General features: G+C 75.4%; 18 protein-coding genes. 10 read left to right on the forward strand and 8 right to left on the reverse strand.

Annotation, left to right across the window (positions count from 1 at the left end; all coding sequences use genetic code 11):
* Positions 1–619: 619 nt before the first annotated feature.
* The 6 genes from ABZ234_RS23565 (at position 620) to ABZ234_RS23590 (ending at position 14,993) form a co-directional block, all read left to right on the forward strand.
* Entirely contained in the window at positions 620–1,585 is a 966-nt protein-coding gene (locus ABZ234_RS23565; RefSeq protein WP_344183291.1) for a heme o synthase, read from the forward strand.
* 275 nt (positions 1,586–1,860) lie between these two features.
* On the forward strand, positions 1,861–2,754 hold the full coding sequence (locus ABZ234_RS23570; protein ID WP_355013470.1) for a DUF4132 domain-containing protein: 894 nt from the start codon (positions 1,861–1,863) through the stop codon (positions 2,752–2,754).
* Positions 2,751–7,604: a hypothetical protein gene (locus ABZ234_RS23575; RefSeq protein ID WP_355013471.1), complete on the forward strand. Its 4,854-nt coding sequence runs from the start codon at positions 2,751–2,753 to the stop codon at positions 7,602–7,604. Before ABZ234_RS23570 ends, ABZ234_RS23575 begins: the two co-directional genes overlap by 4 nt.
* A gap of 183 nt (positions 7,605–7,787) precedes the next feature.
* Positions 7,788–8,930, forward strand: a complete 1,143-nt coding sequence (locus ABZ234_RS23580; RefSeq protein ID WP_267949027.1) for an AAA family ATPase — start codon at positions 7,788–7,790, stop codon at positions 8,928–8,930.
* A gap of 5 nt (positions 8,931–8,935) precedes the next feature.
* Positions 8,936–12,778, forward strand: coding sequence for a DUF5682 family protein (locus ABZ234_RS23585; protein ID WP_355013472.1), 3,843 nt, complete (start codon positions 8,936–8,938; stop codon positions 12,776–12,778).
* 286 nt (positions 12,779–13,064) lie between these two features.
* Positions 13,065–14,993 (forward strand): hypothetical protein, encoded by a 1,929-nt coding sequence (locus ABZ234_RS23590; RefSeq protein WP_355013473.1) that lies wholly within the window; start codon positions 13,065–13,067, stop codon positions 14,991–14,993.
* Positions 14,994–15,065: 72 nt separating this feature from the next.
* On the opposite strand, the gene ABZ234_RS23595 is transcribed toward ABZ234_RS23590, so the two are convergent.
* Positions 15,066–15,467 carry a hypothetical protein gene (locus ABZ234_RS23595; RefSeq protein ID WP_267949030.1) on the reverse strand — a complete coding sequence of 134 codons (402 nt, stop codon included), beginning with the start codon at positions 15,465–15,467 and terminating at the stop codon, positions 15,066–15,068.
* Between the two features lie 186 nt (positions 15,468–15,653).
* On the opposite strand from ABZ234_RS23595, the gene ABZ234_RS23600 reads away from it, so the two are divergent.
* Positions 15,654–16,949, forward strand: coding sequence for a PrsW family intramembrane metalloprotease (locus ABZ234_RS23600; RefSeq protein WP_355013474.1), 1,296 nt, complete (start codon positions 15,654–15,656; stop codon positions 16,947–16,949).
* Here ABZ234_RS23600 and ABZ234_RS23605 read toward each other — a convergent pair.
* The 4 genes from ABZ234_RS23605 to ABZ234_RS23620 form a co-directional block, all read right to left on the reverse strand.
* Complete coding sequence (locus tag ABZ234_RS23605) at positions 16,876–18,009, reverse strand: COX15/CtaA family protein (protein ID WP_355013475.1); 1,134 nt, start codon at positions 18,007–18,009, stop codon at positions 16,876–16,878. The genes ABZ234_RS23600 and ABZ234_RS23605 overlap by 74 nt on opposite strands.
* Before the next feature lie 257 nt (positions 18,010–18,266).
* Positions 18,267–18,467 carry a hypothetical protein gene (locus ABZ234_RS23610; protein ID WP_267949033.1) on the reverse strand — a complete coding sequence of 67 codons (201 nt, stop codon included), beginning with the start codon at positions 18,465–18,467 and terminating at the stop codon, positions 18,267–18,269.
* 248 nt (positions 18,468–18,715) lie between these two features.
* Positions 18,716–19,660 (reverse strand): EamA family transporter, encoded by a 945-nt coding sequence (locus ABZ234_RS23615; protein ID WP_344182361.1) that lies wholly within the window; start codon positions 19,658–19,660, stop codon positions 18,716–18,718.
* 6 nt (positions 19,661–19,666) lie between these two features.
* A complete protein-coding gene (locus ABZ234_RS23620) occupies positions 19,667–20,104 on the reverse strand; it encodes a hypothetical protein (RefSeq protein WP_355013476.1) in 438 nt (145 codons plus the stop codon).
* Positions 20,105–20,237: 133 nt separating this feature from the next.
* Here ABZ234_RS23620 and ABZ234_RS23625 point away from each other — a divergent pair, with 133 nt between their 5' ends.
* Positions 20,238–20,927: an RICIN domain-containing protein gene (locus tag ABZ234_RS23625; protein ID WP_355013477.1), complete on the forward strand. Its 690-nt coding sequence runs from the start codon at positions 20,238–20,240 to the stop codon at positions 20,925–20,927.
* 55 nt (positions 20,928–20,982) lie between these two features.
* Here the strand turns inward: ABZ234_RS23625 and ABZ234_RS23630 are convergent, their stop codons facing one another.
* From ABZ234_RS23630 to ABZ234_RS23640, 3 genes are all read right to left on the reverse strand, one after another.
* A complete protein-coding gene (locus ABZ234_RS23630; RefSeq protein ID WP_344182367.1) occupies positions 20,983–21,780 on the reverse strand; it encodes an inositol monophosphatase family protein in 798 nt (265 codons plus the stop codon).
* Positions 21,781–21,846: 66 nt separating this feature from the next.
* Positions 21,847–22,692, reverse strand: coding sequence for an ABC transporter permease (locus ABZ234_RS23635; RefSeq protein WP_355013478.1), 846 nt, complete (start codon positions 22,690–22,692; stop codon positions 21,847–21,849).
* Entirely contained in the window at positions 22,689–23,630 is a 942-nt protein-coding gene (locus ABZ234_RS23640; RefSeq protein ID WP_355013479.1) for an ABC transporter ATP-binding protein, read from the reverse strand. The genes ABZ234_RS23635 and ABZ234_RS23640 overlap by 4 nt, the downstream gene beginning before the upstream one ends.
* A 296-nt stretch (positions 23,631–23,926) precedes the next feature.
* Here ABZ234_RS23640 and ABZ234_RS23645 point away from each other — a divergent pair, with 296 nt between their 5' ends.
* Positions 23,927–24,703: a metalloregulator ArsR/SmtB family transcription factor gene (locus ABZ234_RS23645; protein ID WP_355013480.1), complete on the forward strand. Its 777-nt coding sequence runs from the start codon at positions 23,927–23,929 to the stop codon at positions 24,701–24,703.
* A 19-nt stretch (positions 24,704–24,722) separates the two neighbouring features.
* On the forward strand, positions 24,723–26,135 hold the full coding sequence (sufB, locus tag ABZ234_RS23650; RefSeq protein WP_355013481.1) for a Fe-S cluster assembly protein SufB: 1,413 nt from the start codon (positions 24,723–24,725) through the stop codon (positions 26,133–26,135).

Genomic DNA, 26,135 nt, shown 5'->3' on the forward strand with positions numbered 1-26,135 from the left:
GGTGCGTCGGTTGCGTTGGTCGTCGGCGGCGCCGGGCACCCCGGGACGGCCCGCCGGAGGGACGGGGCCGTGAGGGGTGCGGGAGGGCGGGCCGCGCTGCGGTTGTCAAGGCGCGGACGCGTCATCGGTGCCCCCGGCGACGGCCGCCGCGGCCGGGAGACCACGACAGGTTCGGCCGTGTTCGAGCCTATCGTCCGCGCCCCGGGATGTCGTTGCCCGACACCTCTCATTACCGAGTGGTAGCTCCGCTGGTCCGGGGGTGCGCGGGCCGTGCGCAGCGGGAGGCCCGTGCCCGGGGGACCCCGGCGCGTGGCAGGCTGGATGAGCGACGGGGCGTGTGCGACCCTTCTGTACACCCGGCGGCCCGTGTGCGATCCGCGGAGCCGGGACCAGGGCCTTTCGTTGTGAGGGGGCTGGTCCACGGTCCCCGCGAGGAAGTACTACAGTATGTCGTTGACGGGGTTTTCGCCGTTCCTGACGCTTTGTCGGTCCGCTCGGCCCCGCGTGGCGAGCAGTGTCGAAATCCCGAGAGTTGTCGAGGTATCCGCGTGTCTGAAACCGAGCCGGTACCCCCCGTGGGGACGCGAGCGAGCCGTCCGGCCGTGAGGGCGCGGCACTGATGGCGCTCACGAACCGCGTACCGGGCACCACCCCCGACGGCCACGAACCCGGGGCCCCCCGCAGGGCCACCACGGGCGAGTACGTCAAGGCCTACGTGGCGCTCTCCAAGCCCCGCGTCATCGAACTCCTCCTCATCACCACCATCCCGGTGATGTTCGTCGCCGCCGGAGGCGTGCCACCGCTGTGGACCGCGGTCGCCACCCTCCTCTTCGGCACGATGTCTGCGGCCAGCGCGAACGCGATGAACTGCTACATCGACCGCGACATCGACCGTGAGATGCGTCGCACCAGGCAGCGTCCCGGCGCGATGGACCTGGTGACCCCCCGGGGCGCCCTCACCTACGGGCTGGTGCTCGCGGTCGGCTCCACGGTCGGGTTCGCGCTCCTCGTGAACCTGCTGTCGGCCGCGCTGTCGGTCTTCGCGATCCTGTTCTACATCTTCGTCTACACGCTGCTCCTCAAGCGGCGCACGGCCCAGAACGTCGTCTGGGGCGGCATCGCCGGGTGCATGCCGGTGCTGATCGGCTGGGCGGCCGTCACCGACAGCCTCGACTGGGCGCCGTTCGTCCTGTTCCTGGTCGTGTTCTTCTGGACGCCGCCGCACACGTGGACGCTGGCCATGCGCTACCGGGAGGACTACGCGCAGGCCAAGGTGCCGATGCTGCCCGTGGTCGCCAGCGACCGCCGGGTCCTGCTGGAGTGCGTGCTCTACAGCTGGGCCACCGCCGTCGTGTCGGTCGTCTTCTGGCCCGTCGCCGGCACCACCTGGTTCTACGGCGCGGTCGCCGTCGCCCTCGGCGCGCTGCTGGTGTTCCAGGCGCACCGCCTGCTCAGCCGCTCCCGGGCGGGCGTCACCGGCGCCCAGCTCAAGACGATGGGCTTCTTCCACCTGTCCAACGCCTACCTGGCGCTGCTGTTCGTGGCGGTCACCGTCGACCCGCTGATCGCGAACGCGCTGGGCTGACCCCCGCCGACGCACACGTGGCGCCGTCCCCTCGGGGGCGGCGCCACCGTGCTCTCCGCCGCCCGCCGCCCGCCGCCCGCCGCCCGCGGCCCCGCGCGCGTGCGGGGGCGGGCTGAGGTCGAGCAGGATCCGGTCGGGGCCGGCCTCGCGAGTCCCGGCCCGGCGGCCCCGGCCGCGGTGACCCGCGGTGCACGGGAACGCCACCCTTCGTGGCGGAGAAGGCGCCTACGGCGACTGTGTCCCGTGTTGTCACCGGTCACCGCTATAACCTCACCATGGCAACGACTTCCCCACCCCCTGACGCCGACCCGGTCTGGACCGAGGGCCCGGACGGCTACGCGCTCGCCCTCGACGGCGCCTCCCTCGTGTGCCGCAACGCCAGGGGCCGCAGGCTCAAGACCGTCCCCAAGAAGGTGCGCGAGTCCGCCGAGGCCGAACACCTCCGCGGCGTCCTGCTCCGGCTCGAACGCCACGAGCGCGAGTGCGTCGAACGGGTCGAGTCCTGGCTCCTGGGCTCCCTCCCCGTGCCCGCCTCCGTGATCGCCCGCGTGTGGGCCGACCCCGCCTGGAGGGAGCTGCTCACCGACCTCTTCGTCGTCCCGGCCGGGGGCGGCGACGGCGGCTTCCTGCGGGGCGTGGACGACCGGGGCCGGATCGGCGTCCTCGACCTGGACGCCGAGAGCGCCTGGCTGGACGCCGACCGGGTCGTCCCGGCCCACCCCGTCCTCCTCGAGGACCTGGAGGACGTCCGCGAGTTCGCCCTCGAACTCGGCATCACCCAGCGCCTGCCGCAGCTCACCCGCGCGATCCACCGCAGGCCCGACACCGTCGAGGCCGGAGCCACCGCCGTCGAGGACTACTCCGGCGGGGAGTTCGACCAGCTGCGCCACGCCACCGGCCGCGCCCAGCGGTACGGGTTCACGGTCCGCGGGGGCTACGCCGTCTGCCGCGTCACGGAGCGGGGACGCCCGGTCCAGGCCCGCTACTGGATCGGCTCCGACGCGCCCGACTACGGGACCGAGACCGGCCGGCTCCTGTGGGTCGACGACGCCGAGCGCCCCCTCCGGCTCGGCGACGTGGGACCCATCGCCTGGTCCGAGGGCATCCGCATGGCCGAACTGATCCACGCGGGCCGCAGGAACACCGAAGAGGAGACGACGCAGTCGTGACCACCACCCCCGGCACCGGCCTCCTCGAGGCGGGCCTCGCCCCCCTGGACACCCCGGCCGACGGCGCCACCGACACCGTTCGCGCCCGCGCCTACACTCATCCGGCGCTGGGCGGGCGCACCGTCGTGCGGCTCGTCCCCGACACCCTCGCCCCCGCCGAGGACGCGGCCCTGGACTTCCTCGGCTTCACCGTGGAGGAGGCCTCCGAACCCCTGGCGCTGGCCCGCCCGCGCGGCCTCGGCTACCCCGAGTGGGCACTGGTCAACGACCCGGAGCGCCGCGCCGAGGCGCTCGCCCTGGTCCGCCCCATGGAACGCGCGGCCCGCCTGGCCGCGAACCGCCCCGGCCCGGCCTCCGACGAGTTCGCGCGCATCGCCGAGGGCGTGCCCCTGCACCACCTGCCCTCCTACTGGGAGCAGGCGGGCCGCGCGTTCGTCGCGGCGGACAACGCGCGCACCGCCGCCGTCATGTTCGGCCGCGCCCGCGAGGCCGAACGCGTCTACAGCCTGCCCGTGGACGAGGCGACCCGCCGGGAGGCCTTCCTGGAGTTCGCCTTCGCCGGCGCCCTCACGGTCAAGGCCCTGGCCGGGCACGCCGCCGAACTCGCCGCGCGTTACGAGCCCGCCCGCGCCTACGCGGAGTTCCGCGAGCTCAGCATCCGCCGGACCCTGGGCGGGCTCCCGCCCTGGACCGGCCTGCCCAAGCAGATCCGCTCCCTCGCCGGGGCCGCCGGGCTCGACCCGGCCGAGGAGGAGGTCGCCGTCCTGCGGGAGCTCCTGACCGTGCCCGCCACGTCCTCGGCCCCGGAGGGCTTCTGGAAGGCGGCGCGGCCGGGCCTGGTCGCCCTGGGCCGCTCCGACGAGGACGCCGCCCGCGCCCTGCTCGGCCTCTTCGTCTCCGGCGGGGCCGCGTTCCAGCAGTGGTGGCTGCAGATGCTCGACGACGCCGGGGCCGTCGACCTCCTCGCCGACCCGGCCCGGCCGGTCCCCGGAGGCGCCGCGGCCTGGTTCTCCCGGATGGTCTCCCACTGCCGTGGCTGGCGGCGGAGCGTGCCGGACCGCCTCCTGGAACTGGTGCCGCGCCTCGCCGACCGCCTCCGTGCCGACGGCGACCCGGTCGGCCTCGGAGGGCGCGGCAGCCGGTTCCGCGGCGAGGTCTCCCCGGTGCTGCTCGACATGTGCCTCGAACTGGGCGTGCCCGTGCTCCCGCCGGGGGAGGCCGCCCTGGACCTGGAGTCCTGGGTGTCCGACCGGAGCGGAGCCCCCCGGCGCGACCTCGCCCACGTGCGGGCCGACCCCGTGTGGGAACCCGTGCTCGCCGCCTCCGCCACCGGGTACGGCCGGCACCACGGCCGGGTCCTGGACGAGCTGCTGCCCTACGAGTACCTGCACCCCTACGTGGACCGGCGGCTCGGAGAGCTGGTCGGCGCCATGGGCGGGACGGCCCTGGCCCAGCTCGGCCTCCACCTGGAGCAGCTCAGGTCCGAGGTCGGGGGCGACGCCTTCCGGGCCTTCCCCGACCGCCTCGCCCAGCTGGAGTCCGTCGACGTCGCCGGGGCGCTCGCCGTGACCCTGCGCGCCGGGATCGTCGGCGAGTACGCCTGGGAGGCGCTGGAGGAGGCCGCCAGGGAGCTCGGCGCGACCGGCACCGGCAAGGGTCCCGGGATCACCGGCACCGCCAGCTGGCCCGTCCTCACCCTGGCCTCCGCCGCCAAGGTGATCGCGGTCGGGCCGCGCGGCCGGGTCGCCGAGCACGCGCCCCGTCTGCCCGCCGGGGCCAAGGACGTCCGGGCCGCGTACGCCGACGGGGCCTTCCTCGTCGTCTACCGGGTCGACCGCGAGAACCGCGGCTACTGGACCACCGACCCCGACACCGTGCTCACGTTCTCCGGCTACGACTCCGCCGTGTACTCCTGGGGGTCGCGCGGCGGGAGCCCGGGGACCGCCCAGCTCACCGCGGACGGCGCCCGCATGGGCGGCCACCGCGCCGTCCGGGCCGGCGACGACCCCGGCAGGGCCGACCGCCACGTGCTCGGCGACGGCCGCACCCACTGGGTGCTGGACCGCGGCCGACTGCACGAGACGGACCCCGCCACCGGGGACCGGGGCCGCAGGAGCCTGCCCGCCTTCCTGGAGGAGCAGCCCCTCGCGGAGGGGGAGCGGCTGCTCGTGCACGCCTGCACGCTGGGCCCCCTGGAGGAGCCCACGGAGGGCTCCCCTCTCGGAGGGGCCGACGGGGTCGCCGGTTTCGCGGTCGTGGGGCTCGGCCGCGGCGCGGGACACACCGCGTTCCGGATCACCGCCCCCGACGGGCGCTCCGCCGAGGTGCGCGTCCCGGACGGGAGGGGACGCCACTCCTACGCCTCCGCCGCCCCGGCCGCCCTGTTCACCGCCCCGGGCGGCGCCACCCACGCACTCAGCGGCGCCGGGGGCGCCACCCTCCTGGCGGCGGACGGCTCCGGGCAGATCTGGAGCTGCCACACGGGCACCGCCTGCGAGTGCACCGCCAAGTGGGGCGTCCCCTACCTCCCCGAACCCGTGTTCTGGCACTTCATGACGGTGAGGGACCCCCGCTCGTCCGAGCTCCTGCGCCGCGTGTCCGCCGCCGACCTGGGCCCGCTGCTGGACGCGGCCGAGACGGAGCGGCGCGCGGACAGGACGGCGGGCACCGAGCTCACCCCGAAGGCGGCCGGGGCACTGCTCTCCGCGGACGGGGCCGTCCCCGACGAGAGCCTGGTCCGGAACGTCGCCGGGTTCGCGCACTCGGCCGCCGGGCTCCGGGCGGAGCTGGGCGACTACCTCGCCGGGATCCGCCGGACCGTGGAGGGCGTGCCGAGGAGGCCCGAGTCGGAGCCCCTGGCCCGCGGCCTGTACCGCTTCCTCCCCGCCCTGGGCAGGGGCGACCACGACGCCAGGGCCCACCTGGAGGCCACCTCCCGGTTCCTGCGGGGGGAGGCCGACGCGGGGGAACTCGCGGACCGGCCCCGCACCAGCGCGGACTGGAGCGTCCTCCTCGGCCGGATCGGCGCCCTGGCCTGGCAGGCCGCCCTGCCCGCCGTCGGCGAGGACGAGCGGGCAGCCCTGCTGGACTTCCTGCGGAGGTGGTCGGGGACCCTCTTCGCCGACCGCGCCGCGACCGTGGAGACGGGGAAGGTCGTCGGCGGGGAGGAGTTCACGCCCCTGGTGGAGGAGGGGATCCGCCGCGCCGACACGGGGGCCCGTTCCGGGGTCCCCGGCTCGGAGGGCCGCTCCGAGCGCGGCACCGTGCACACCTACGTGGAGGCCCGCACGGGCGGAACCCCGCCCTCGGAGTCCCCCGGGGCCGGCTACGAGCGCCGCCGGGCCGACCTGGCCTGGGGCGACGCCGACCAGCTCACCGCGTTCACCGCCGCCGTCGCCGAGCGGGGCCCGATCCCCTGGGACCCCGGTGCCGCCGAGGCCCTGGCCGGGGACACCGGGCTGATCCCGGAGGCCGCGGAACTGCTGCTGCGCGCCCCGTGGAGGGTCGGCGGGGGCGCGGTCCCCGACCTGACCCGGCGCGAGCTGGGACTGTCGGCGGTCGGCGCCCGGTTCGCCGCGGAGGAGTTCGCCGGCGTCACCGCGCAGGACGTGCTCGACCTGTACCGCGAGGCCCTGCCCGGAACCCCCGAGGGCATCGCCGCCCTGTGGGAGCCGGGAGGCGTGTCCGGGGTCGCCGAACGCGTCGCCCGGGCGTGGAACGCCCGCTTCGGACGCCGGTTCGCCCTGCCGGAGTCCACCCTGACGGCGTTCGGGGCGTCGGGGCTGGACCGGGTCGGACTCCAGCGGCTGCGCCTCCTCGCCGACCACACGGGTGAGCCGGCCCTGAACCGCGACGTCGTCTCACGGCTCCGGCTGTCCAAGGGCCGCCACCACGACTACACGGAGCTCCTCCACACCACGGTGGAGGCGGGGCGGCTGACCGCCGTCCTCGTCGACCTCGCCCACCTCGTCCCGTGGGCCTGCAACGAGCTCTCCGCGGGGGACCCGGTCCGCGAGGGCGTCCCCGCCGCCCTGACCGCGGTCCGGGAGCTGCTGGGCGCCCCCGGGCTGCTGCTCGGCGCCGGGGCGATGTGGGTCACCGACGCCCGGCGGCGCCTGGAGGAGGTGGGGGGCGAACCCTACCGGGACCCCGCGGGCGGCACCCCGTTCGCGGAGAGCGCCGACAACGGCGTGGCCGTGCTGACGGCCGGCGGCCGCGGCGTGCTGCAGGTGTGGTTCCGCCCGTCCGGGCTGGGCCGGGACGTCCGTTCACGGGTGCTGCGGAGCGTGGTGGCCGACGACTCGGGCTACGTCGGGCAGGGGGTTCTCGCGGAGGTCGAACTCCTGCTCGGCGAGGACTTCACCTCCCTGGCCGAGCGGGTCTCCTCCGGGAAGCTGCCCGAGGGCGCTCGGGAGCACGACCCGGTCGCCTCGGCCCCCGGGGTCCTGGAGGAGGCCCGAGCCGAACTCGGGCTCTCGCCGGACGCCGCCCGCCTGTACCTCCAGCTGCTGACGCTGCTCGAACCCACCGACCGCAGGATCCGCGCGGTCAACGGGTGGACCCCCGCCCGCCACAAGAAGGTCCAGGCCGAGCTGGCGGCGACGGACCTCGTGCTGACGGCCAAGCGCTCCCGGTCGGGGCGCTCGGTGTTCGTCCCCGGTCCCTGGACCGACGCCAAGGCTCCCAACCTGCCGTACGAGGCGTGGAAGCTGCCGCTGTACGACCTGGGCGCGCGGAGGAACCGCCTGCCCTCCGGCCGACAGGTGAGGTTCCACGCCACCCGCCCCCTGCCGGACCTCTTCGCCGAGGCATGGGGACGCTTCCGCGACGGGGACCGGCCCGGCCGGTAGCCCGCCGGTCCGCGGCCGCGCCCCCGGGCACGGACGCGGACCGGGACCCGTTCCCCGCCGGCTCCGCACCGCCGGAGCCGGCCGGGGCGCCCCTCGGGGCCGCCGCGGGCGCCCTCCGCGCCGCGCGGACCGGCCCCGCACGCCCCCGCCGGACCCGACCAGAACCCACCCCGAGGAGAAGCGGTGCCAGAAACCGCGCCCGACGTCCAGATCGAGCCCGCCGAACTCCGGTACGCCGGGGAACTCGCCTTCCTCGCCGCCCACGACCCCGGGCCGCGCCCGCCCGGCTGGCGGCTCACCCCCCGCGCCGTCGTGACCTTCGTCGTCGGCAGCGGCGGCGCCGCGCTGCGGCTGCCCGCCCCCGTCGACGGGCTCCCGTCGAGCATGGAGATCCCCGCCAAGTTCGTCGGTGAGCGGGGGCTCGTCGAGCGCTGCGTCGTCACCCTCGCGGGCGAACGCGGCCTGCTGCTCGTCGGCGAACCGGGCACCGCCAAGTCGCTCCTGTCCGAACTCCTCGCCGCCGCCGTCAGCGGAACCGGCTCGCTCACCGTGCAGGGGACCGCGGGAACCACCGAGGAACACCTGCGCTACGGCTGGAACTACGCGCTCCTGCTCGCCAAGGGCCCCACCGTCGATGCCCTCGCGCCCTCCCCGGTGCTCACGGCGCTGCGGACGGGCCGCGTCGTCCGGGTCGAGGAGGTCACCCGCTGCCTGCCCGAGGTCCAGGACTCCCTGGTCTCGCTGCTCTCCGACCGGCGGATGGCCGTCCCCGAGCTCACCGACGACGGCCAGTTCCTGGCGCGGCCCGGCTTCAACGTGATCGCCACCGCCAACCTGCGCGACCGGGGCGTGTCCGAGATGAGCGCCGCGCTCAAGCGCCGCTTCAACTTCGAGGTGGTCCCGCCCATCGCCGACCTGGAGGCCGAGGTGGACCTCGTGCGCCGCCAGGCGGGCACGGCGCTGGCCCGCCACGGCCACGAGCTCCCCGTGGACGACGCCGTGCTCGAAGCGCTGGTCACCGCCTTCCGGGACCTGCGCTCCGGAGCCTCCGTCGAGGGCTGGCCCGTGGAGCGGCCCACCACCGTCATGAGCACCGCCGAGGCGGTGGGCGTCACCACCTCCCTCGGTCTGCAGACCGCCTACCTGGGGGCGGCCGACCCCCTCGCCCTCGTCCCCGGCTACCTGCTGGGAGCGGTCCGCAAGGACGACCCCGACGACCAGGGGCGCCTGCTCGCCTACTGGGACTCCGCGATCCGCCACCGGGCGGAGAACGGGGCCCGGCTGTGGAAGCGCCTGTACGAGCTGCGCCACGTCGTGGGGGAGTGAGCCGCGTGTCCCACGAACCGGACCACCGGGGGCCCTCGCCCGCCGAGGGCGGGGCCCCGGCGCCGGACGCCGCAGAGGTCCTCTGCGGGCCGACGGGAGCCGCAGCCGTCCCCGAGGCGCTGGCGGCGTGCACGGAACCCCTCCTCATCGGGGTGCGCCACCACTCGCCCGTGCTCGCCGCGGCGGTCCCCGCGCTCCTGGACGCGGCGGACCCCGACGCCGTGCTCGTCGAACTCCCGCTGGAGGCCGGGCCGTGGCTGGAGTGGCTGGGCCACCCGGACACGGTGGCCCCGGTCGCCCTCGTGCTCGGCGACGCGGGACGGGGGGACCACTCCTACTACCCCTTCGCCGACTTCTCGCCCGAGCTCGCGGCGGTCCGCTGGGCGCGTGCCCGGGGCGTGCCCGTGCACGCCGTGGACCTGCCCGCCTCCCTGGCCGTCGACGACGGCGGCGGCTCCGGCCCTGCCGAGGGCCCGGCGCCGGACCGCGCACTGCTGCGCGCCGGCGGCGTCGAGGACGGGGAGGAGCTGTGGGACCGGCTGGTGGAGGCGCGCTCGTACGGCGCCGCCCCCGAGAGGGTCCGCAGGGCGGCCCTCGCCCTGGGGTGGGCGCACCGCGCCGCCGCCCTCCGCGCGGGCGGGGTGGGAGCCCGGGACCGTGCCCGCGAGGCCTGGATGCGGCGCCGGATCGGCGAGATCGGCGCCGCCAGGCCCGTGGCGGTCGTGGGCGCGTTCCACGCCGCCGCGCTCCTTCCCCCGCACGCCCTGCCCGCCGCGGTCCGGCCGCCGGGGGAGGGGGCCCCGGGCGGCGCGCCGGACACCGCCGCAGCGGCGTTCCTGAGGGGTCCCGAGCCGGAGGGCCTCCCGCCCACCGGCGGGATCACGGTCCCCGCCCCCGGGGAGCAGCCCCGCGAGGGGGTCTCCACCGCCCTCATCCCCTACACCTTCGCCCTCCTGGACTCGCGTTCGGGCTACCCGGCCGGAATCCGTGACCCCGAGTGGCAGCAGGACGTCCACGCGGCCGGGGGAGACCCCGAGGGGATCGAACGCGCGGCCGTCCGGCGCCTGTCCGCCATCGGCGGCCGCCTGCGCGCGGACGGGCACGTGTGCGGGGTGCCCGACACGACCGCCGCCTACCGGATGGCCCGCGACCTCGCGGCCCTGCGCGGACTGCCCGCCCCGGGCCGCCGCGAGCTGGTGGAGGGTCTCTCCTCCGCTCTCGCCCAGGGCGAGCCCCTGGGCCGGGCCCGCGCCCTGGCCCGTGCCGCCCAGCGCGAGCTGGTCGGCTCCCGGCGCGGCGCCCCCGCCCACGGCGCCCCGGTCTCCGGCCTGGTCGCCGACGCCACCGCCCTCCTCCGCCGGCTCGGGCTGCCCGGCCCGGGCGAGGAGGGCCGGGACCTGAGACTGGACCCCCTGCGCGGCGGCCGCGACCGCGAACGCCACATCGCCCTCCACCGCCTGTACGCGGCGGGCGTCTCCTACGCCGAACCCCGGCAGGGCGGCCCCACCGCCGACGGGGAGACCCTGGGCCGCCTGTGGACCGCGCGCTGGACACCGGCCACCAGCGCCACCCTCGAACTCGCGTCCTGCTACGGGCCCACCCTCGAACAGGCCGCGCGCGGCCGCGTCGCCGCACGCCTCCGCGACGCCGGCGACGGCGGGGAGGGCTCCCTGACACCGGAGGCGGCCGGCGCCCTCCTCACCCAGGCCGCCGAGTGCGCCCTGACCGACCTGGCCGCCGACCTGGGCGACCGCGTCCGGGAGGAGGTGCTGCCGCGGGCGGGCCTGTCCGACGCCGTGGAGCTCCACGACCGGGTCCAACGCGTCGTCTCGGGCCAGGTGCCGGGCATGCCGCGCGCCCCCGAGCCCCTGCACCGGCTGCGCGTGCGGCTGGCCGAGGCGGCGGTCGCCTCCGTCCCGGGCGTCTCCGGCAGCACCGACCCGGCGGACGCCGCCGCGCTGCTGCGGGTCGTGCGCCTGGTCCAGGACCAGGCGCCGCTTCCCGGCGCGGTGGGGTCCCAGCGACTCCTGTGGCACCTGGGACTGCTCGCCGAGAGCGGCGGGCCGCTCGCCCAGGGAGCCGCCTCCGCCGCGCTGATGGTCCTGGGCGACCTCGCGCCCGGGGACATGGCCGTACGCCTGGCCGGCTGGGTGGAGGCGGCAGCCGGGGGCGGGCCGCTCGCCCTGCGCCTGGCCGGGGCACTGACCGTGGCCGCCCCCGTGGTCGAGGCCGACACCGGCGTCCTGGACGCGCTCACAGCACGTGTGGAGGCCTGGTCCGACTCCGGCTTCCTCACGCGGCTGCCCGCCCTGCGCGAGGGGTTCGAGGCGCTGTCGGCGGCGGCGCGCTCGCGCTTCCTGGACGCGGTCACCGAGAGGATCGGCGAGGTGCACGCCCGCCTGGAGGTGCCGCCGGAGCTGGCCCTCGTGCTGGCCGGAGCGGACACCGCCGCACGAGCGGCCCTGGAGGCCCTGGTGCCGGGGCTCCTCCACGGCGCGGACGCGGCCCCCGCGGACGCGGGGACCGCCGCCCCCGCAGCCGGCCACCGGCCCGCGGACGGCCCCGCACCGGGCACGTCCGCCCCCGGCGCCCCCTCCGCACCGCTTCCCACCGGGGCGGGGGACGCCGCCGGTCCGTCCGTCCCGGCAGGAGCGGTCCCTCCCGCGGACGGGCCGGGGCGTCCCGGGGCGGCCTACTCGGCGGCGCCCCCGGAGCCGTCCCCGGGTGGGGACGCCCCGCACGCCATCGGGGCGGCGGACCGGTGGCGGCTCGTCCTCGGGCGCCGGCCCCGGGGCGGCGGGACCCTGGCCCGCAGGGCGTCGGCGGCGCTCGACGAGCTGTACGGCCGCGGCCACGGGGAGGGCTCCCAGGAGCCCTCCGACCGCCCCGGCGCGAGGGGCGGCGACGGGAGCCCGGAACCCGCCGCGCGCCGGTGGGACGAGGAGCTCCAGGACCTCTTCGGCGGCACGGTCCGCGAGGAGGTGCTGGGCCGGGCCGCCGCGCGCGGCCGGGCCGACGCCCTCGACCGCCTCGACCCCGGCCGGGTCACGGCCTCCGTCGACCTGCTCGAACAGGTGCTCTCGCTGGCCGGGGCGCTGCCCGAGGCGCGTCTGGCCAAGCTGCGGCCCCTGGTCGCGGCGATCACGGAGCAGCTGGTGCGGCAGCTCGCGCGCCGCATGAGCCCCGCACTGTCGGGCCTGTCCGTGCCGCGCCCCACCCGCCGGCGCGGCGGGCCTCTCGACCTCGGCCGCACGGTCCGCGCCAACCTGCGCACGGTCCGCCCCGGCCCGGACGGACCGCTGCTGGTCCCCGAGGCCCCGGTCTTCCGGACCAGGGCGCGGCGGAGCGCGGACTGGCACGTCCACATCGTCGTGGACGTGTCGGGGTCGATGGAGCGCTCCACGGTCTACGCGGCCCTCGTCGCGGCGGTGCTGCACGGCCTGCCCGCGCTGAGCGTGTCGTTCACGACCTTCTCCACGGAGGTCGTGGACCTCACCGACCGGGTGCCGGACCCGCTGTCCCTCCTGTTGGAGGTGTCCGTGGGCGGTGGCACCGACATCGGCGCGGGGCTGGCGCACACCCGGGCCAGGGTCAGGGTCCCCAGCAGGACGATCGTCGCGCTCGTCACCGACTTCGAGGAGGGCGGGAACCTGTCCCGCACCCTGGCCGAGGTACGCGCGCTCGCCGCCTCCGGGGCCCACCTGCTCGGGATCGCCGCCCTCGACGACACGGGGGCGCCGGTCTGCAACCAGGCGCTCGCCGCGCAGTTCGTCGCCGCGGGAATGCCGGTCGCGTCGCTGAGCCCGCAGGAGCTGGCGTCGTGGATCGGTGAGAAGGTGCGGGGGTGAGTGCCCGGGACGGGCACGCCGCCGGCGGGGTCCCCCCGGCGGCGCCGCGCGGGTCGGCCGCCCTCCGCACCCCCCTGCGGGACGCGCCCGCCGGGCCCGCGCCGGAGGGGAGCCCCCGGGGCGCCGCGCCCCGCGGCCGGACGGGGCCGCGGACCGGCCCCCGCACGCACCGGCCCGCCGGCGGACTCCGACCGCCGCCGTGCGGCGACCACCGTGCCCGACCGACCGCCGGGGGCCGCCGAGCCGACCGGCCCCGTACGCACACGCAGTCCGAGGAGGACCCCAGGTGACCGCCGAACGCCCCCGTATCGACCCGGGCCTGCTCGCCGAGCTGCTCGAAGCCGCGCCCGGCCGGGTCCGCCGCAAGCTGGACGCCGCCCCCCGCGCGGCCGAGGAGTGGGACTGGAGCTCGGACGGCCCCGTGTGGACGGTCGGGACGGGGAGCGAGACCGTGACCCTGATCGGCCCGCGGATCACCGAGGCCTCCCAGGCGGTCTGCACCTGCCTGCTCGCCCCCCGCTGCCTGCACCTGCTCTCGGTCGCCGGCCTGCTGGCGCCCACGGGCGACGACGACGCGGACGGTCCGGAGCCCGGCCCGGAGCCGGAGCGCTCCGAGCCGCCAGGAGAGCCCGCCGGGGACCGGGCCGCCGGAGCCGTCCCCCCGCGGGACGGGGAGCCGGGGCCGCCCGCGCCGGCCGGGCGGCCGGGGGGAGCGGGCGGCCCGGCCGCCCCCGCGGGCCGGAGCGGTGCGGCGGAGACCGCCCGCGCCTCCGGGGACGACCCCCTCACCGCCCCGGCCGCTGTGGACGGCGACGCCCGCGCCGCGGCCGCGCTCGCCTGGGCCGCCGGGGCCCGGACCCTGGCGGCGGGGGTCCGCGCGGCGGGCTCCTCCCAGCGCTCCGAACTCCTGCGGGCCGCGGCGACGGCCCGCGCCGCCCGCCTGCCCCGCCTGGCCGCCGCCTGCACCGCCGTGGCCGCCGGTCCGCGCGACCACGCCACACCGGCCTTCGCTTTGGCCGAGTACACCGCGGCCCTCACCGGGCTCCTCGACACCTCGTGGCGGCTCGGCGGCGGACCGGAGGGCCCCCGCCCCGCGCCGACCCTCGCGGACGTGGGGATCGGACGCCGCTCGTACACCGAGGTCGGCTCCCTCCGGCTGTACGGGCTGGGCTGCGAACGCGTCGTCACCGCGTCCGGATACGCGGGCGTCGTCACCCATGCCGTGTCCCTCGCCGGCGGGGCGCGCCTGTGGCGGATCGGCGACGTCGCCCCCGGGGGCCCCGACAGGGCCGCCGCCGTCTACGGAGCGGGGATCGCCTTCGGGCGGTCCGCGCTGAGCCACCGCGACCTCGGCCGCTCGGGCATGGTCGCCCAGCGGGTCGCGGCCAGCGCCGACGGCCGGCTGAGCGGGGGGTCCGCGACGACGGCGGCGGTCTCCGCCGGGTGCGCCTGGGACGAGGAACCCCTGGCGGGGCTGTGGGGGCGGCCCCTCGCCGATCAGGTCGCCGCGGCCGTCGCCGCGCAGGCGGCCCCCGTCCACCGCACCGGCGACGACCTGGTCTTCGCCGACCTCACCGTCACCGGCGAGGCGGAGGGCGGGACCGCGGTCGTGGAGGCGGCCACCGGCGCACCCCTGGTCCTGGGACCCGACGGCGCCCAGGACCTCCTCCGGGCGCGCAACCTCCTCCGGCTGGCGGCCGAACCCGGGCTCGCGCTGCGCGCGGTGGCACGGCCGGTCCCCGAGCGGCCCGGGTTCCTCGTGCCGGTGGCGGTGCACGCTCCGGGGCTGCCGCTGCCCGCCGCCTGGAAGGGACGGGTCAACCTCTCCCTGGACACCCTGCCCTCGGCCGGATCGGCGGTCCCGAGCCGCCCCCGGCCGACGGAGCCGCCCGGAGTCGACCCCGGCCTGGGCGCCCTGACCAGGGTCCTCGCCCGGATCGCCGAGGCGGGGCGGGAGGCCGCCCCGGACGGCTCCGCGCTGCCCGCCCGGCTGCGGGGCCACCACCTGCCCACCGCCGCCGACGTCCTCGGCGAGGTGGTCGGGGCGGCCCGTGAGCGCCGTCGCACCGCCACGGGTGAGTCGGTGGTCCCCCCGCCGGACCGCCTGGCCCGCGCGTGGCTGGCCGCGACGACCTACCTGGGAGCCGCGCACCGGCACCTGCGTGTCCTGGCGTGGGCCGAACGGGTCGGCGGTCCGCACCGGCCGGCGGCCTGACCGGGGCCCGGACCCGGCGGGTCCGTCCCCGGGCCGGGTCGTCCCGGGTGCGCGGAATCCGTCCCGCGCGGGTCAGGGCCTGCGCCAGGCCAGCACGGCCGCCCACACCGCGGCCCCGGTCAGGACCAGGGCGAGCGGGACGTGGGCCTGGAGCGGCCCGTAGGTCCCCAGCGCGGCCTGCGGGAAGCCGAGCAGGAACGCCGCCAGGCCGGCCAGCAGGATCGCGCGGGGGCGGCCGGGGCCGCCCCCGGAGCGGTACCAGTACAGGCCCGCCGCGACCACGAGCAGGCCCGCCGCCACGTGCACCCCGAACGCGCCGTAGTAGTGCAGGGGCAGGGCGGCGGTGTTGAACGTCACCAGCTGCCCGGCGGTCGCGCCCTCCCAGAGGACGGCGGCCAGCTGGAGGAGCGCCGTCACCCGTATCAACCACAGGAGCGGTGGTGCGGTGGTGGACGGCATGGTGGTCGGTTCCATGGCGGGGCCCTTCCGTTCTCGTGCGCTCGCGCATCGCGGACTCCGATCCTGCCCCATACGGGGAGTGCCGTCCCCGCGTGCGGCGGCCGGAGCGTGTCGCCCCCCGTCGGCCGCCCGCCGGGGCCGCGTCCCTCTCGCCGGGGGTGAAACACGTGGTCGACGCGGTTCCCGCTACGATCGGTGCCCATGCCCCGACTCGACAGCAAGGCCATCCTCCAGGGCCGACGCTCCCGTTACTCGACGACCCTCGTCCTGGGCATCACCGTCAGCGTGGTGTGCATGGCCGGCATGCTCGTCTACCTGTGGCTGCTCGCGATGGCGGGCGGGGCCGCGGCGGGCATCGACGGCGCCCTCGGATTCGTCGTCAGCCTGGTCGCCGCCGTCATCCCGGTCGGCATCCTCGTGCCGCTCATCCTCATGCTCGACCGGATCGAGCCCGAGCCCGGGTGGGTGCTGTTCTTCGCCTTCGTCTGGGGCGCGGGCGTGGCGGTGGTGGCGTCCCTGCTGCTCAACGGCTGGGGGCTGGCCCACGTCACCGTGCCGCTGTTCGGGCAGGAGCTGGGCGGCTTCCTGGGGACGTCCGTGGTGGCGCCCCTGGTGGAGGAGAGCGCCAAGGGCGTGGTGCTGCTGATCCTGCTGTGGCGCAGACGACACGAGATCGACACGTTCACCGACGGTGTGATCTACGCGGGGATGGTCGCCACCGGTTTCGCCTTCACCGAGAACATCCTGTACTTCCTGAGCGCGTTCTTCGACGGGACCCTCGTCGCGACCTTCGCCATCCGCGGGATCATCGCCCCCTTCGGCCACCCGGTCTACACCGCGATGATCGGCATCGGCGTCGCCTACGCGGCCACGCGCACCGGGCGCCTGCGCCTGCTGGCGCCGGTCGGGGGCTGGGCGCTGGCCGTCCTGCTGCACGGCATGTGGAACGCGTCCACCCGTTTCGGCTGGTACGGCCTGGCCGTCGCCTACGTCGTGCTGTTCGCGGTGCTGATGGGCGTCCTGGCGCTGGCGGCGCGCGACCGGCGGGGGCAGATCGGCGCCATCGACCGGTACCTGCCGTCCTACATCTCCACCGGCCTGGTCACGCCGTCGGACATCACCATGCTCAGCTCCATGCAGGGGCGCCGCCGGGCCCGTGAGTGGGCGGGGCGCAACGCCGGCCGGCGGGGGCGGACGGCGATGAAGGAGTACCAGCTGGCCGCGACCGAGCTGGCACTGCTGCACCAGAGGCTGGACGCCGGGTCGGCCCGCCAGGACTGGAAGGTCCGCAGGGACTCCTTCCTGGCGCTGATGCACGTGGCCCGGGACACCTTCCTGGGGCGGGTGCCCCAGCCGGTCACCCCGGGCTGGGCGGAGAAGCCGACCGACTCTGGGTTCCTGCGCCGGGCCGACTTCGCCCACGTCATAGCGCAGGCGAGGAGCCAGCAGGAGTACGTCCCCCGTCACGGCCAGCAGGCCCCTCCGGGCCTCGGCTGAGGCCGTCGTCGACGACCTCGCCGACGGGCACCAGGCGGCTGGTGGAGAAGTACAGCCGGGAGACGGCGACCCAGGTCAGGGCGGAGCCGAGCACGTGCAGGACGACGAGCGCCTCGGGGAGCTCGAGGGCGTACTGGGTGTAGCCCAGGACCCCCTGGAGGAGCACGACCGCCACGAGGGCGGCGCTGCTGATCCGGACGGGGCGGCGGGCGCCGCCACGGAAGGCGATGACGGTGGCGGCCAGGGCCCCGACCAGGGTGAGCCAGGCCAGCGCGGAGTGGATGCGCGTGACGACCGGGATGTCGAACCCGAAGCGCGGGGCCGCCGCGTCGCCTCCGTGGGGACCGCTGCCGGTCACGACCGTGCCGGCGACCAGCAGGAGGAAGCCGATCACGACCAGGCCGACGCTGATGGCGTGCAGCATGGGGCCGACGGAGACCTGCGGCTTGCCCTCGGGCTCCCGGCAGCGCACGTACAGGGCGACCGTGATGAAGGTCATCACCATGGACAGCAGGAAGTGCGTGGCGACCGAGGCGGGGTGCAGGTCGGTCCACACGGTGATGCCGCCGACGACGCCCTGGCCGAGGACGCCGAACGGGATGATGGCGGCCATCCGGACCAGGTCGCGGCGGCGCGGCGTCATCCGCATGACGGCGATGAACGTGATGACGGCCACGGCCAGCACGACGAAGGTGAGCGTCCGGTTGCCGAACTCGACGGCGGCGTTGAAGGCGGCGTGTCCCGTGTCGACGGGCACGAAGCTCTCGGGGGTGCACCTGGGCCACTCCGAGCAGCCGAGCCCGGACTCGGTGACGCGGACGGTGGCGCCCGTCACGGCGATCCCGGCGTTGACCGCGATGTTGCCGAGGGTCCAGGCGCGCAGGGACCTCGGGGTCGGGTTCCAGATGGTCCGGGCCAGGAGGACCAGGGCGAGCACCCCGGCGACGGCCACGGCGACCTGCCAGGCCCACAGGGGGGCGCCGAGAAGAATGATGTCCTCCGCCGCGAGCGGGGGGAGCGTGTTCGGGGCCAGCGCCGCGGCGGCCGGGAAATCAGACATACGACAGAGCGTAGTACGTTCTCCGACCGTCGTGCGACTGGGTCCCTGATTACGAAAACGCCAGGTGACAGGGGCCAGGGCGCGGACCCGTCCGATCGTCGTGCGAGGGGTGGTGCCTCGTTCCCGGGGCCGGGAACCGGCGCCCTGTCGGGCCGGGAGCGCTGCCCGGAACCGTGCCCGCGGCCGTGCGCCCGGGGGCGTGCCCCCGGGCGCACGAACCGCTCCCCCGAACCGGGACCCGGTTCAGGAAACAGGCATTAGCGGTTGTAGTTCGCGATGCACTGGTTGAGCAGGTTCAGGTCCAGGTTGATCAGACCGAGGAAGCTCTGCTGGCTGGTGCAGGCCTCGTACGCCTCGATGTCCGAGCCCTTCTCGCCCGCCAGGGCGGCCCCGGTGCCCATGCCGAGGAGTCCGGCGGCGAACAGAGCGGTCATGGTGATCTTGGCAGCGGTGCGCATTGCTTCCCTTTCGAGAGCGAATATTCGAAGAGGTCGGCCGACCCACCAGGACTGATAACCGTTTGATCACGTTCGGAAACGCAGAGTAGTCAACCAGGTTCTCCGAGGTGGGGTCGAGGGGGGTCTTCGCGGTCGCGATCTTTTCAGTGTCGTGGCAGCTCAAGGCACCTTTTTCGTAAGTGATTACGAGAGGTTTCGGGTAACTGAAAATCTTGACAGGAGAACCGGGTCGAACCGCCGTGCGGGTCTCAACCCCTCCGGTGGTCCTCCGGCGGGGACGGGGCGGGCGAGCCGTCGCGCGTCCGTCCGCCGCGCTCGCGGGCGGAGGTGCGGGTCGAGCCGGCGCTGGCGACGATCACGCACCCCACCGCGAACCACTGCCAGGGCGAGAGCAGTTCGCCCAGCAGGACGAGCCCCACCACCGCGGCCGCGGCGGGCTGCAGGCTCATCAGCACGCCGAACACCCGGGGCGGCATCCGGCGCAGCGCGTTCAGTTCCAGGGTGTAGGGGACGATCGAGGAGAGCACGCCCACCACCAGGCCGAACAGCAGCAGCCGCCAGTCCAGCAGGGCGGCGCCCCCCTCCGCGATCCCGGCCGGGGCCATGATCACCACGCCGACCACGCTGGCGAACGCCAGGCCGGAGGCGCCGCTGAAACGCTGTCCCGTCGCCGCGCTGAGCAGGATGTACCCCGCCCACGCCACCGCCGCGAGCACCGCGAACAGGATGCCCAGCGGGTCCATGGAGCCCGACTCCAGGCCCAGCGCCACCACGCCCAGCCCGGCCAGCCCGGCCCACAGGAGGTCGATCCTGCGCCGGGAGCCCAGGATCGCGATGGCCAGCGGTCCGAGGTACTCGATCGTCACCGCGATCCCCAGCGGGATGCGCGCGAACGCCTGGTAGATGAGGAAGTTCATCATCGCCAGCGCGACGCCGTAGCCGACCACCACCAGCCAGTCGGTCCGGCTGCGGGCCCGGAGCGCGGGACGGACCAGCAGGACCAGGAGCACCGCCGAGGTGAGCAGCCGCAGCCACACGACGGCGGCCGGGGGAAGCTCCTCGAACAGGTTCTTGGCCACGCCCGCGCCGGTCTGCACGGAGACGATGCTGACCATCACCAGCCAGACCGGCGGTATCGCCTCCGCCGCGGTCCGCAGGGAGAAGGGTTCCTTGGGGGTGGCCGGGGTGCTCATGGGTATTCATCCTACGTTTTCGGTTCTCCGCTCGGCCTCCCCGCCCTCGTCCCGGCGGCCCTCCGGTCCCGCGGTCCCCGCAGGCGCGCGCGACCGCCGGGGTTCCGCGTGCGCCCCGGCGGCCGGGACCACGGGCGGGACGGCGGGCGGGCGGTGGATCACGGCGGTCAGGACCAGCAGCCAGGCCACCACCACGACCAGGGGCTGGAGCAGGGTCATGACCAGGCCGAACACCGTCCTCTCCGCCTGGTCGGTGAGGATCTGCAACCCGATCCACAGGAACGGCAGTGCCGCCGCCACGAGGTTCGTCACCAGGGCGGCCCACACCAGCCCCCGGCGGGCGGGCGGGCGCCACACCAGCAGTGCGCCGCCCGCCACGAGCAGCATGAGCGGCGGTCCGAGGTACCGGACCACGATGAACCAGGGGACTCCGATGGCTTCCATGGCGGGACCCTATCGAGGCCCGCCCCGGCAGGAGGTCGAGGGCGAACGTGCGCGAAGTACGTCAAGTGGTGTCAAATGGTGCGGGGTCGTGGCCGACACGGCCCTCACCCGTCGCCCGCTGGAGTGTCCTCACATGTCCCGACGCCGAGCCCGCAGCGCCCCCCGTGTCCAGGAACGGCACGTGCCGACCTGGCCGGTCTTCGTCGGAGCGCTGGCGCTCGTCCTCGTCGCCGTCATCGGCGGCTACACGGGCGGCCTCCTCGCCGCCGGCTCCGGAGAACAGGAGGAACCGGGGATGGACGTGGTCTCCGGCATCCTCGTCGAGCCCTCCGGCGCGCCGGAGGAGACCGGGGAGCCCGAGGAAGAAGAGGAGTACGTCCACCCCGCCGGGATGGACCCCGCGCTCTCCTACGTCCTCCAGAACGTGCACGGCGACCGCGTCGCCGACGTCGCGGGCGCCTCCACCGACAACGGCGCCCCCGTCCACCTGTGGGACCGCCACGACGCGGAGAACCAGCAGTGGAGGTTCGTCCCGCTCGACGAACAGGGCTTCTACGAGATCGAGGGCGTCGGCAGCGGCAAGGTCCTGGAGGTCGCGGCCGACCCCGCGCAGCCCGCCGCCACGCTGCTCACCCGGACCGGGGCGCCCAACCAGCACTGGTCGGTGGTCGAGGTCGGCAGCGGGGTCGTCCGGCTGGTCAACCGGGCCACGGGCCGCGCCCTCGAAGGGCAGGGCGGCGCGCCCGACAACGGCACGGCGATCGTCCAGGCGCCCGACGGCTCCCACACCCACCAGCAGTGGCGCCTGCTCCCCATGGGCTGATCCGCGACGGGCCCCCGAGGCCCGGACGGCCCCGCGGCGACTCCCCGGTCCGGTGTCAGCCGACGAGGAGCGACCGGGCGGTCTTCCAGCACTCGTCGTCGGAGGCGCAGAGCAGGCCCACGGCGTCGTCGCCCGGACGGTACTCGCCGCCGTCCGGGCGCAGGCACACGCCTCCGGCCTCGGTCAGCATCAGGGAGCCGGGGGCGTGGTCCCAGGGCAGGGTCCTGTGGAACAGCAGGAAGTCCTGCCCGCCCTCGAACAGGAGCGGGTAGTCCACCCCGACGCAGTGCGAGCCCGGTCCCATGGACGCGAAGCGGGTGGCGGCCTCCTCCACGCGCCGCTTCGCGGCGGGGGCGAGGAACCGCGTCGCGGCCGAGCCGTGCAGGCGGGCCGGATCGGCCGGTGCGGGCTCCCGGCGCACCCTCACGCCGTCGCGCCAGGTGCCGGACCCGCGCTCCGCGACGTACACCCGGTCCTCGGTGGGGCGCAGGATCCACGCCGCGACGGTCTCGCCGTGGCGCACCAGGGCGGCCATCACCGCGAAGCGCGTGTCGCCCCGGACGAAGTTGCGGGTTCCGTCGACCGGGTCGACCAGCCACGCCACGGGCTCCCCGTACAGGGCGCGGAGCAGGCCGGGGTCGTCCGAGGCGGCCTCCTCGCCCACGACCGGCGCCGCGACGACGTCGCGCAGGCGGGCGCCGATCAGCTCCTCGGCCTCGCGATCGGCGACCGTGACGAGCTCGCCGGGGGCCTTCTCGGTGACCTCGCCCTCGGACAGGGACCGGAAGCGGGGGAGGACCGCCGCCTCCGCCGCCTCGCGGAGGATCTCGGTGACCGCGTCGACGTCGAGCATGCGCCCCATCCTAGGAGCGGCGGGCGCGGGCGCGGGGACCGCCCCCTCCCGGGAGGCCCGCGGGCGTCACTCCCAGCGGAAGAGGCGGCTGGCGAGCAGTCCGCAGACGAGGGCCCACACGGCCAGGACCGCGAACGCGCCCCAGCCGGGCAGGGACCCGTCCGCGAGGACGGTCCGCAGGCCCGAGCTGAGGGCGGTGACCGGCAGCAGCGAGGCGGCCTGCTCCAGCGGCGTGGGGAAGCTGCTGGTCGGGAACAGCACGCCGCCCAGTCCGAGCATCAGCACGTACACCAGGTTGGCCCCGGCCAGGGTCGCCTCCGCCCGCAGGGTGCCGGCCATGAGCAGGCCGAGCGAGCTGAACGCGGCGGTCGCCAGCAGCACCAGGGCGACCGCCGACAGCACGCCCGCCGGGTCGGGGTCGGGGGACCAGCCCAGGGCCAGCGCCACCGTGCACAGCAGCGCGATCTGGATGGCCTGCACGCCCAGGACGGCCAGCGTCTTGGCGGCCAGGAGGCCGAACCGGGACAGCGGCGTCGCCCCCAGGCGCTTCAGGACCCCGTAGCGCCGCTCGAAGCCGGTGCCGATGGCCAGGCCGGTGAACGACGTCGACATCACCGCCAGCGCCAGGACACCCGGCGTGAGGGCGTTGACGCGGGGGCCCGGGCCCACGTCCAGGACCGAGGTGAGGCTGAAGCCCACCAGCAGGAGGACGGGGATGACCATGGTCAGCAGGAACTGCTCGCCGTGGCGGAGCATCACCCGCAGTTCCATGCGGGCCTGCGAGGCGACCATCCGCCACATGGGCGCGGCCCCGGGCGCAGGGGTGAACAGCGAGGCGCCGCCGCCCCGGGAGGGGGTGGTCGGGGGGGCGTCGGCGGCCCGCGTGGTGGTGCTGGAGGTGTGCTCGGTCATTGGTCGCGCAGTTCCCGGCCCGTGAGTTCGAGGAAGACGTCTTCGAGGGTACGCCGTCGCACGCGCAGGTCCTCGGCGAGGACGCCGGCCGACGCGCACCATGCGGTGACCGTGGCCAGGAACTCCGGACCGAGCGCGGCGGCGTCGTCGGTGGTGACCACGTACTCGTGGCGGCCGTCCGCGGTGGCGCCGTCGGCGACCCTGCTGCCCTCGGGCAGGGCGGCCAGGAGCGCGGAGGAGTCCACGGGCGTGCTGGAGAAGCACACCTCGCGGCGCCCCTCGGTGAGCGCGGCCGGCGCGCCCTCGGCGACCACGGCGCCGCGGTCGATGATGACCACGTGGTCGGCCAACCGTTCGGCCTCCTCCATGTGGTGGGTGCTCAGGATGACCGCCACGCCCGCCTCGCGCAGGGCCGAGACCAGGTCCCAGGTGGCCATGCGCGCCTGCGGGTCCAGGCCCGCCGTCGGCTCGTCCAGGAACACCAGCTCGGGCCGTCCGACCACGGCGCAGGCCAGGGAGAGGCGCTGCTGCTGGCCGCCGGACAGGCGGCGGAAGGGGGTGGCGGCCACGGAGTTCAGGCCCAGCCGCTCCATGAGGAGGGCGGGGGCGATCGGGCTGGCGTGGAAGGAGGCCATCAGGTTCAGCCACTCCGCCGCGCGGGCGCCGGTGGGGACCCCGCCGGACTGGGGCATCACCCCGACGCGGGGCTTGAGGGCGGTGGCGTCGGCCACGGGGTCCAGGCCCAGGACCCGGACCCGCCCGCCGTCGGCGCGGCGGAAGCCCTCGCAGATCTCGATGGTGCTCGTCTTGCCCGCCCCGTTGGGGCCGAGCAGGGCCGTCACCGCGCCCCGGCGCGCGCTGAACGTGAGGCCGGAGACTGCGGTGGTGGCGCCGTAGCGCTTGACCAGGTCGACGACCTCGACCGCGGCTGTGTCCATGGGGCCTGAGTTTACGTGCGGCCGGGCGGGGCCCTTCACCGCCCCGCTCGGGGAGGAGCCGCCGAAAACTCGGGAGGTCCACATCTTGGTCATGCGGTATCAGCATGCGGGCAATCCGGGTCGTTCCGGCCCCTCGCGCGGTGGCGACCTCGGGTTTCGGGAGCATGAACCCGCTGTTAGGCAAGCCTGACCTTCGTGATGAAGGGCATGGAGCGGCGTTTGCCTCAACGGACTTATTTAGGCCACACTGATGTTGTCAAAACCACGAGCTGCGTACGACGAGGGAGGGGAGCGCCGTGCCCGAGGCGACCAGTGTGCCCCGTGCCCTGGCCGGACCCGACCGCGGGGCCGAGACCGGCACCCGCGCCCGCGTCGCGCGGCTCATCCTGGAGAAGGGCCCGATCACCGCATCCTCCCTGGGGGAGCGGCTCGGACTCACTCCGGCGGCGATCCGCCGCCACCTCGACAACCTGACCGGTGAGGGCATGGTCGAGGCCCGCGACGCCCGGCCCCACGGCGGACAGCGCCGCAGGGGCAGGCCCGCCAAGGTCTTCGCCATCACCGAGGCCGGGCGGGACGCCTTCGTCCACGCCTACGACGACCTCGCCACCAGCGCGCTCCGCTTCCTGGCGGAGACCGCCGGGGACGGGGCCGTCGGCGAGTTCGCCCGCAGTCAGGTCGCCGATCTGGAGAGGCGCTACAGGCCCCTGCTGGACGCTGTCCCCCCGGAACAGCGCGTCCGGCTCCTGGCCGAGGCACTCTCCAACGACGGTTACGCCGCCACCGCGGGCCGGGCGCCCGCACCCGGCGGCGGTGACCAGCTGTGCCAACACCACTGCCCGGTCGCCCACGTGGCCGCGGAGTTCCCGCAGCTCTGCGAAGCCGAGGTCGAGGCCTTCTCACGACTTCTGGGCACCCCGGTGCGCAGGTTGGCCACCATCGCCCACGGCGACGGTGTGTGCACCACGCACGTCACCCCTCGGGGCGACGTGGCGGGCGGGGACAGCCAAACCCCCGCGTCAGAGGCCATCCGCCAGGGGGCGGGCGGCTCAGTTCACCACAAGGACGCCTGAGTCCTGGAGGAGTCCGCGCATGACGTCTATCGCGCATCCCGAGCTCGAAGGGATCGGAAACTATGAGTACGGCTGGTCCGACTCCGACAAGGCGGGGGCTACCGCCCGCCGCGGCCTGAACGAGGAGGTCGTCCGCGACATCTCCTCGAAGAAGGACGAGTCGGAGTGGATGACCAAGCTCCGGCTCAAGTCCCTCAAGCTCTTCGACAAGAAGCCCATGCCCAACTGGGGCGCGGACCTGTCCAAGATCGACTTCGACAACATCAAGTACTTCGTGCGGTCCACGGAGAAGCAGGCCACCTCCTGGGAGGAACTGCCCGAGGACATCAAGAACACCTACGACCGGCTCGGCATCCCCGAGGCGGAGAAGCAGCGCCTGGTCTCCGGCGTCGCCGCGCAGTACGAGTCCGAGGTCGTCTACCACCAGATCCGCGAGGACCTGGAGGAGCAGGGTGTCATCTTCCTCGACACCGACACCGCACTCAAGGAGCACCCGGAGATCTTCGAGGAGTACTTCGGCTCGGTGATCCCGCCCGGCGACAACAAGTTCGCCGCGCTCAACACCGCGGTGTGGAGCGGCGGGTCGTTCATCTACGTGCCCAAGAACGTGCACGTCGAGATCCCGCTGCAGGCCTACTTCCGGATCAACACCGAGAACATGGGCCAGTTCGAGCGGACGCTGATCATCGTCGACGAGGGCGCCTACGTCCACTACGTCGAGGGCTGCACCGCGCCGATCTACAAGTCGGACTCGCTGCACTCCGCGGTCGTCGAGATCATCGTCAAGAAGAACGCCCGCTGCCGGTACACGACCATCCAGAACTGGTCGAACAACGTCTTCAACCTGGTCACCAAGCGCGCCATCGCCGAAGAGGGCGCGACCATGGAGTGGATCGACGGCAACATCGGCTCCCAGGTGACCATGAAGTACCCGGCCGTGTACCTCATGGGCGAGCACGCCAAGGGCGAGACCCTGTCCATCGCCTTCGCGGGCGAGGGCCAGCACCAGGACACCGGTTCCAAGATGGTGCACTGCGCTCCCAACACCTCGTCCACCATCATCTCGAAGTCGGTGGCACGCGGCGGGGGCCGCGCCTCCTACCGGGGCCTGGTGCAGGTGCAGGAGGGCGCGCACAACGCGAAGTCCTCGGTCAAGTGCGACGCGCTGCTGATCGACACCGTCAGCCGCTCGGACACCTACCCCTACAACGACCTGCGCGAGGACGACGCCGAGCTCGCGCACGAGGCGACCGTCTCCAAGGTCAGCGAGGACCAGCTCTTCTACCTGATGAGCCGGGGCATGAACGAGGACGAGGCCATGGCCATGATCGTGCGCGGGTTCGTCGAGCCCATCGCGCGCGAGCTGCCCATGGAGTACGCGCTGGAACTGAACCGGCTGATCGAGCTTCAGATGGAAGGAGCGGTTGGTTAA

Source organism: Nocardiopsis sp. NPDC006198 (assembly GCF_040613895.1).
GTDB classification, from domain to species: Bacteria; Actinomycetota; Actinomycetes; order Streptosporangiales; family Streptosporangiaceae; genus Nocardiopsis; species Nocardiopsis tropica.